Origin of the sequence: Nocardia sp. NPDC101769, assembly GCF_044766925.1 — a bacterium.
GTDB lineage: Bacteria > Actinomycetota > Actinomycetes > Mycobacteriales > Mycobacteriaceae > Nocardia.
Genome location: NZ_JBIWMX010000039.1, coordinates 76495 through 82785 on the forward strand (window position 1 = coordinate 76495; position 6291 = coordinate 82785).

Annotated in this window: 6 protein-coding genes; 3 read left to right on the forward strand and 3 right to left on the reverse strand. The window is 65.0% G+C overall.

The features are described 5' to 3' along the window. Window positions 1-127: 127 nt before the first annotated feature. A complete protein-coding gene (locus tag ACIRRA_RS39500) occupies window positions 128-628 on the reverse strand; it encodes an Lrp/AsnC family transcriptional regulator (protein ID WP_357005767.1) in 501 nt (166 codons plus the stop codon). Window positions 629-694: 66 nt separating this feature from the next. After that, window positions 695-871, reverse strand: coding sequence for a hypothetical protein (locus ACIRRA_RS39505; protein WP_402779416.1), 177 nt, complete (start codon window positions 869-871; stop codon window positions 695-697). Between the two features lie 790 nt (window positions 872-1661). Between ACIRRA_RS39505 and ACIRRA_RS39510 the strand changes: the two genes are divergently transcribed. Beyond that, window positions 1662-2657, forward strand: coding sequence for a patatin-like phospholipase family protein (locus ACIRRA_RS39510; protein ID WP_402779418.1), 996 nt, complete (start codon window positions 1662-1664; stop codon window positions 2655-2657). Between the two features lie 112 nt (window positions 2658-2769). On the opposite strand, the gene npt is transcribed toward ACIRRA_RS39510, so the two are convergent. Next, entirely contained in the window at window positions 2770-3438 is a 669-nt protein-coding gene (gene npt, locus ACIRRA_RS39515; RefSeq protein WP_402779420.1) for a 4'-phosphopantetheinyl transferase Npt, read from the reverse strand. A gap of 229 nt (window positions 3439-3667) precedes the next feature. Here npt and istA point away from each other — a divergent pair, with 229 nt between their 5' ends. Continuing rightward, the gene (gene istA / locus ACIRRA_RS39520; protein WP_402779422.1) at window positions 3668-5161 is read left to right on the forward strand and encodes an IS21 family transposase; all 1494 of its coding nucleotides are present in this window, start codon (window positions 3668-3670) and stop codon (window positions 5159-5161) included. Continuing rightward, a complete protein-coding gene (gene istB, locus ACIRRA_RS39525; protein WP_402779424.1) occupies window positions 5158-5952 on the forward strand; it encodes an IS21-like element helper ATPase IstB in 795 nt (264 codons plus the stop codon). The genes istA and istB overlap by 4 nt, the downstream gene beginning before the upstream one ends. Window positions 5953-6291: the final 339 nt, after the last annotated feature.

A 6291-nucleotide genomic window follows, 5' to 3' on the forward strand; every position in this document is an offset into this window, starting at 1 on the left:
TGGGTCGGGTTGATCAGCGAGCTGTACCCGGGCTGTCCGTCGCACTCAGCTCCGCAGCGTAGCGCTGAGGGTTCCGCTTGCTGAATCAACCTTTCCGGACATGGCAGGCACCAGCCCCCGCCGCCGATCAGGAGGCGGAGCGATGCCCGGGGCGCACGTGCTCGAAGATGAGAATCGTCTCCGTGGACGCGACGGCGGGGTGCGCGCTCAGATGCTCGAGCACGAAGGTGCGTAGTTCGCCGGAGTCGGCGGTGGCGACATGGATCAGGTAATCGTCCGCCCCGGCAATGAAATACACGTTCTCGACCTCCGGCAGCGCGGCCATCTGCTCACCGAATTCGGCCAGCTGGCCGCGCGCCGACGCACGTACCCGCACCGCGATCATGGCCTGCAGATCGCGACCCAGCGCGGCCGGGTCGATATCGGCGTGGAACCCGCGGATCACCCCGTGTTCCACCAGCGCCCGCACCCTCCCCAGGCAGGTCGAGGGTGCGATCCCCGCCGCCGCGGCCAGCGCATTGTTGGTCATTCGCCCGTCGCGGGCCAGCTCATCGAGCAGCAGCCGGTCGATGGCATCCAGCGGAACCGCCCCGCCCGACACATTCGATCCTGAAGAAACCTTCTTCATGGAGGAACTGTATCGAACTTCCTTCGCGCGGGAGCCCGGATCACCCGAATATTCGTCCCTGAGCGGTCACGAGCCGACCCAGATGTTCCAGCTGGTGGCGCCGTGCTCCCGGTGCCCACTCCGCTCCGGGTAGGGCACCTGCCGGCTGAAATACCGCTTCGCCTCGCACTCCTCGCCGCACTGTGCGTGCTGCGCCAAGGCTCGTTGTGCCACTTTCAGATTCAGCACCGGGTGATCCAGCATGCTGGCGCGTTAACCGAACTAGAGATCCGCACGTCGCACTGCACCCGCGCAATCCCCCTGCTGAATTGCCGCATTGGGGGGTACTGCGGGCCGCCTGCGCGCGTCAGGCGACTGGGAGGCCGGCAACGCCACCATCGTGACTACGCCCAACGACCTTGGTTGATTGGTCAGCGAGAATCAGGGCCCAGACTGCCCGCATCCAGACGCACTCAACTGCCGCATACCGCGCTGACCGAACCAGCCAGCGCGGGGCGCCGGCGGCCGAAATCTGGTGCGGTACAGAACGTCCGCTATTGCCGATCAGCGTGTCAATCGCGTTCGCATCGGCTTCGGACGGTCTCTCCTCTTTGCCCGGCGTTACGGCCGATACCACCTTCAGGGAGGCCCCCCAATCTGCCGCCGCTGCCTCCAAATCGTGACCGCGCAATACGTCCTCACCGAGAAGATCCTCGCTATCGTCAACCACGCCGACCCACCCACCGAGGCAGAGCAGCAGGATGCAGAAGGCGATGGGGAGGTCGTTGCGAAGCCTGGATAGGGCGTCGATAGCGACGCGTTGCGCACGATGGACCTGTTGGCTTTCGTAGGGAGGTTCAGTAATGCCACCTCGGTCTAACCCTGTGGCGCTCGCTGACAGTGATCGGATGCTTCCTCCTGAAGCTCGGCTCCTTCGTGAACTCTGCGACCCTCTGGTGATCATGTACTGGGTCGACACGCTGCACAGTCTGCGCAACCGCGTCGCTCACCTCGAGCCACTGTGCGACACCGATCGAGACGGCAGGAATGCGCTGTGACCGAGGCCGATCAGGTGCTGCGGGCTGACCTTGTCCTCGAGGGTGGCGGAGTCAAGGGCATCGGACTCGTCGGGGCTGCCGTGGCGCTGACCGAGGCCGGATACACCCTGAACAGGGTGTCGGGCACCTCAGCCGGCGCGGTCGTCGGGTCGATCGTTGCCGCCGGGCTGACCGGCCAGGCGCTGAAAGAGGTCGCGCTGAGCATGGACTACCGAAAGTTCCTCGACCCGACGCCGCTGGGGCGGATCCCATTCGCCGGACCGGGGCTGGAACTGCTCCTGGGCAATGGCGTCTTCAAGGGCGACTACGCCCACGACTGGGTCCGTAGTCAGCTGGCCGATCTGAACATCCACACCTTCGGTGACCTGAAGATCAAAGATGAGGACCTGCCGCCCGAGCGCCGATACAAGCTGGTCGTCACCGTTTCCGATGTCACGCTGGGCCAGCTGGTGCGGCTGCCCTGGGACTACCGATCCGTCTACGGCCTGGACCCCGATGAGCAGTCGGTGGCAGACGCCGTCCGCGCGTCGATGTCCATCCCCTTCTTCTTCCGATCGGTCCCGCTGGAAAACACCACGACGAAGGTGACCTCGACGCTGCTGGACGGTGGACTGCTGTCGAACTTCCCGATCGACTCGCTCGACCGCACCGACGGAAAGCCGCCGCGCTGGCCCACCTTCGGTGTCACGCTGCTGCCCAACCTGCCCGCCGGTGACGACAAGGTCATACCGCTGCTGCGGTTGCCGCAACCGGGGGCACTGCACCTACTGGAGCAGATGATCTCCACCATCCTGGTCGGCCGGGATCAGACCTACCTCAACCAGCCCTGGGTCGCTGCCCGCGCTATCCGGGTCGACTCGACCGAGGTCGGCGTCGTCGACTTCGAGATCACCCCGGCCGAAACCCGGGCGCTCTACACCAACGGCTACCAGGCCGCGCTTACCTTCCTGTCGACCTGGAACTGGCAGGACTACCTCAAACGGTTCCGGTGACCGGACACCAACACCCCGCCGACCACCAACCACCGCGTCCAACCGACTGATCCGCACGGACCGTCCGACGAACGCACTACTTTGCCGATTATCGAGTCTTTGAGACGGTCGACTAGTTGAACGTGATCGCTGTCAGGATCAACCCGCTACTGATCTTCCAGCGGCCATCGAACGAGCTCAGAGGTGATCCGCCGTCGATGACCGGACCGGGTACCAGCAGTCGGCTGTGGAATGTACCTGCGCCGTCGCTACCGGAGTCCTCGTCGACGGTGAAAGTGATGTGGGCGTCCTCGAATCCGAGCCAGCGTTTGGTGAGTGGGAACCATGCCTTATAGGTCGTTTCCTTGGCGCAGAACAGGAGCCGGTCCAGATGTAGTTCGGAAGTGACGGAGTGCAGCCACTCTTGCTCGGGTGGTAGAGCGACGGTACCGCCGACGCCCTCGGGCAGGGCTTCGTGCGGTTCGGCGTCGATCGCAACCGACCTGAACCGCAGTTGGTGGGCCAGTGCAGCTGCCTGGTATCCCTCGCAATGGGTGAGGCTGCCCACGATCCCGCGGGGCCAGACTGGTGCTCCGCGTTCGCCTTTCCCGATTGCCACCGGCGGCTCGCCGAGCTGTTGAAGAGCTTGACGAGCGCAATGGCGGGCCCCGATGAATTCCCTGCGGCGTTTGTCCACTGATCGTGTGATGAGGTGTTCTTCGGCAGGATGGGGCTTGAGATCGTCGGGGCACTCGTGCAATTCGGCTGTTGCGATGCCAGCAGGAAATATCGTCTCGATCATCGCTTCCGAGCGTAGCGGCCAACCGCCCGAGCGGCTGGGTAACAAACGCGCTCATCCGCCGCTTATGTCCGTGGCCATGAGAGAGTCCCCGCTGGTGGCCAACTTTAGGTCCCCGCTGGCGGCCAGGTAAAAGTCCCCATTCCCTTGCTCGTCGTGTCAGCCCGGAACTTGTGGCCTGGGCGGTGACGGTGATAGCGCCAACTGTCACATCACCGCCCAGGGAGTTCCATTGAAGTCTGCGAGGGAGCGTATGGACATCATTTCCGCCTATCGAGAGGTCGGAACGTATCGAGGTGCGGCCGAGTTGTGCGGCACTACTCATAAAACGGTGAAACGAGTCGTTGAACGCGCCGCGGTCGGCGGCGCAGCACCGGCGGCGAGGCCGCGCAATTTCGACGTGGTTGCCGAGCTGGTCGGAGAGCGGGTCGACAAGTCGAAGGGTCGGATCTCGGCCAAACGGCTGTTGCCGATCGCTCGTGCCGCCGGATACGAGGGGTCGCCGCGGAACTTCCGCCGCCTGGTGGCCGAGCAGAAAGCATTGTGGCGCAAGGATAATCATCGGGGGCGGCGTCCGGCGGTGTGGTCGCCTGGTGAGTATCTGGTGATCGATTGGGCCGAGGCCGCGCCGGGGTTGTTCGTGTTCTGCGCGGTGCTGGCGTTCTCGCGGTGGCGCTTCGCCGCGTTCGCTGCCGACCAGAAGCAGTCCACGACGCTGGCGATGATCGCGCAAGCCTTGGCCGCGATCGGCGGGGTTCCGGCCAAGGTGCTGGCCGACCGGATGGGTTGCCTGAAGGCCGGGGTAGTCGCCGATGTCGTGGTCCCGACACCCGAATACATCAGGTTCGCAACACATTACGGATTCTCCCCGGATTTCTGCCGCGCCGCTGACCCGCAATCGAAAGGCATCGTGGAGAACCTCTGCGGTTATGCCCAACGCGATCTGGCGGTCCCGTTACTGACCGAAGCCGCCATGACCGGCCGAACCCTCGGGCTGCGCGAGGCCAACGCCGCGGCGGAAACCTGGTGCGCGGAGGTGAATTCGCTGATGCATTCAGAGATCTGCGCGGTCCCTGACCAGCGCCTGGAAATCGAGCGAGAGTTGTTGACACCGTCGCCGTCTCTGCGAATGGAGATCGGCGCGGCAGCCGAGACCCGCAAGGTCGACCGACTGTCGTGTGTTCGCTATGGGTCGGCCCGCTATTCGGTGCCCACCCGCCTGATCGGCGAAGCAGTTCAGATCGTGGTCGATCACGGCGCGCTGCTGGTGCTCGAACCAGCGACCGGAGTGATCGTGGCCGAACACGAGTTGGTCGCACCCGGGGAAGCGTCGATTCTCGATGCCCACTACGACGGTCCCCGCCCCGCACCGAATCGTGGGCCGCGTCCGAAAACCACTGTCGAGCAACAGTTCTGCGCGCTCGGCGCCGACGCGGAAGCGTTCCTTGTCGGCGCGGCCGCGGGCGGCAACAGCCGACTGGCGGGCGAGTTGGAGATCCTGCTTGCCCTCGGCGCCGCCCACGGGCGCGACGCCTTGGTCGCTGCTCTGCGGCGAGCGGTCGCGTTCAAACGGTTCCGCGCCGCCGACGTCCGCTCCATCCTGGCCGCCGGCACTGGAACCCCGCAGCCCCGCCCTGCCGGGGACGCCCTGGTTCTGGACCTGCCCACCGCCCCGACACGGTCGCTGGACGCATACAAGATCACCCGTGACGGGAGCGGCGCATGAACACCACGACTCGATCGAAAACCACAGTCCTCAAACAGCTCCCGGAACTGGCGGCCGATCTCGATGCCGGATTGCGCCGGTTGAAACTGGCCGCGATCCGCCGCACCGCACCGGAAGTCCTGGCAGTCGCCAAGACTCAGCGTTGGACCCCGGAGGAGGTGCTGCGCACCCTGCTCGACACCGAGCTGGCCGCCCGCGACGCCTCCAATACCCGCAATCGGCTCAAGGCCGCCGCATTCCCGATCACCAAGACCCTGGACGGATTCGACGTCACGGCGTCCTCCATCCCACAGGCCACCTTCGACTACCTGGCAAGCCTGGAATGGGTTGCCACCCAACAGAATCTGGCGTTGATCGGGCCACCGGGCACGGGCAAGAGTCACACCCTGATCGGGCTCGGTCACGCCGCGGTGACCGCCGGACTCAAGGTCCGATACTTCACCGCCGCCGACCTGATCGACACCCTCTACCGCGGCCTGGCCGACAACACCGTCGGCAAAGTCATCGACACCCTGCTGCGCGCGGACCTCCTGATCCTCGACGAAATCGGTTTCGCCCCACTCGATGACACCGGCACACAACTGCTATTCCGCCTCGTCGCGGCTGCCTACGAGCGCCGCTCGCTGGCCGTCGCTTCCCACTGGCCGTTCGAGCAATGGGGCCGATTCCTGCCCGAACACACCACCGCCGCCAGCATCCTCGACCGACTCCTGCACCACGCCACCGTCGTCATCACCGACGGCGATTCCTACCGCATGAGAAACCGAACCAAGCGAGGTGAGAACCCCTGACCTAACCACCCCACCCCCTGCAAGGGGGTGGGGACTTTTCCTGGCCACCAGCGGATACCTCACCCGGCCACCAGCGGCGACTTCCAAATGGCCATTGACACGCTTACAAGGCTGTTCGGGCGGGCCAGGCCGCGGCCGGCCGAACGCACCATCATGCCGATTGCCGGGCATGGACGTGGAAGTCGGCGACGATCTCAGCTGTGATCGGCGATCGCGAAGGACGCATGTCGGCGGCATGTGAAAACGGGATCTGGCACGGTTTGCGTGATTGACCCGGCCTGGATTGCCAACGGGCGCTTGATGATCGATCATGTCGCCGGTGTTCTGATCTTGGACCGC